This is a genomic window from Acinetobacter sp. YH12152 (assembly GCF_013418285.1).
Lineage (GTDB): Bacteria > Pseudomonadota > Gammaproteobacteria > Pseudomonadales > Moraxellaceae > Acinetobacter > Acinetobacter amyesii.
The window spans coordinates 1-1,647 of the sequence record NZ_VPCH01000110.1; the positions used below are offsets into that span (position 1 = coordinate 1).

Genomic DNA, 1,647 nt, shown 5'->3' on the forward strand with positions numbered 1-1,647 from the left:
ATACCACTGGGTCTTAGTGTCAAACCAAATTGAAATATTTCCTCGATTTATTAATGCTCGATTATAAGAAGACCAATTGGTGGTACGATAAATTTTAGGTGCAGGCTTGTTCATTTGGAAATTATATTGTGGAATAAGCCCTTAACGATAGATTTGTGCAACAAAGCCGATTATTGTCAATGGTTAGGTAAGCAAGTCGGCATTCCTATGAATTTACCTACTGAAGCCCAATGGGAGTATGCTGCTCGAAATAAAGGACAATATATAATTTCCACCACAGATAATGGGAAGTATGAAGTGGGTCGTAATGTTTGGAGTGATGAGCAAAGAGATCAAGTCAGTAAAAGTTTAAATTTTAGTGCTATTGTTCCTTTGCTAGGTCATTTCCCACCAACACCCTTAGGGTTCTACGATATGGCAACTGATAACCATGAATGGATGTCTGATTGGTTTGACCCACAGTATTACAAAAATTCACCTGAACTCAATCCACAGGGGCCAAAGTCTGGATTATTAAAATCCGTAAGGAGTACACATCAAGAAGGAGCAGCACAAAGTTTAGCATTAGGAGGTGCAGCAACCACTATTTATAGAAGAGGAAAGGAACCAAATCCTCAATACGAAAAAGGTGATGACAGTATAGATTATATTAACATTAATAACAGCACATCCGTGCGCTGTGCTTCAAACTCACCGAAACCTTTTCCTAAGCCATAAGTTTAGATTTTCGAATGTTGGATGGCTTATGCCATCCAAGTTTGATTAACATCTTCGTGACTTATACATATCCAAATCTAACTCTTCGATTGGTTTTGGTGCTTGTACTAAAAAACTTTCAGGTTTTTCTAAGCCTTCAGCTATTTGTATTTGTCTAAACTCAGGCGAGTCAATACAATGCTTATGTGACTTTAATGCAGGCTTGGGTGGTAGTCCGATTCAGCAGTTGTCTTGATTTATATTAAAAAAGCCATGAGGGGCTTTTTATTTCATTCTTTATCAAATTTGTAATTAAGACCACTAAAAAAATAAAATCTTTTCAATGTAAATTCCCAGAATATTAATACCATCAAGATTACGGCATATATCGAAAGATTTGACTTAATACCAGACATCATTTCACCAGCATAAAATTCAAATGGCGAATTAATGACTATAAAATACGGTCCAATAAAAAGCATATATGAAACTATAGCCATTTGTGAAAAAAGACTACCCCCCAAACTTTTCCATTTTTTTCTTCAAAATCAGCAGAATAACCATCTAAATTACCATCCACAACAAAATTATCATTTTTATATTTTTTCTGCATTTTTTTTATCTTACTTAAACTTAATAATGTATCCAGTATAAAAAACAAGAACATATATTTTAAAATGGCTACCCAACCATTATTTAAAGTTAAATATACAGCACCTAGCATTAACAATGAAATCATAAAAATAATTAAATATAGAAAAATAAAATATTTATTATTGTAATTTAAATGACCAAAAAACCAAAAAACACAAATAGTTAAAATGGGCTTTGTTGCACAAACCTATCTGTAAAGGCTTTTTCAGCGATATAATTTTCAAATGAAGAAGCCTATACACAAAATCTATCGCACAACCAATTGGCCCGCATATAACCGAGCACTCATGAGTCGCG

At 33.6% G+C, this 1,647-nt stretch carries 2 protein-coding genes and 1 pseudogene; 1 reads left to right on the plus strand and 2 read right to left on the minus strand.

Translation table 11 applies throughout. The annotated features are described in order from the left end of the window. Positions 1 to 114: pseudogene (locus tag FTU83_RS17135) on the minus strand (IS5/IS1182 family transposase); the annotation flags it as partial. Between the two features lie 12 nt (positions 115 to 126). Here FTU83_RS17135 and FTU83_RS17140 point away from each other — a divergent pair. After that, positions 127 to 717, plus strand: a complete 591-nt coding sequence (locus FTU83_RS17140) for an SUMF1/EgtB/PvdO family nonheme iron enzyme (protein ID WP_306669662.1) — start codon at positions 127 to 129, stop codon at positions 715 to 717. A 469-nt stretch (positions 718 to 1,186) separates the two neighbouring features. Here FTU83_RS17140 and FTU83_RS17145 read toward each other — a convergent pair whose 3' ends face one another. Beyond that, entirely contained in the window at positions 1,187 to 1,420 is a 234-nt protein-coding gene (locus FTU83_RS17145) for a hypothetical protein (protein ID WP_180107451.1), read from the minus strand. Positions 1,421 to 1,647 lie beyond the last annotated feature (227 nt).

What these genes read in the sequence shown, in the direction of transcription:
- FTU83_RS17145 (WP_180107451.1), bottom strand. Translation starts at nt 1,420, where the DNA reads ATGCTAGGTGCTGTATATTTAACTTTAAATAATGGTTGGGTAGCCATT.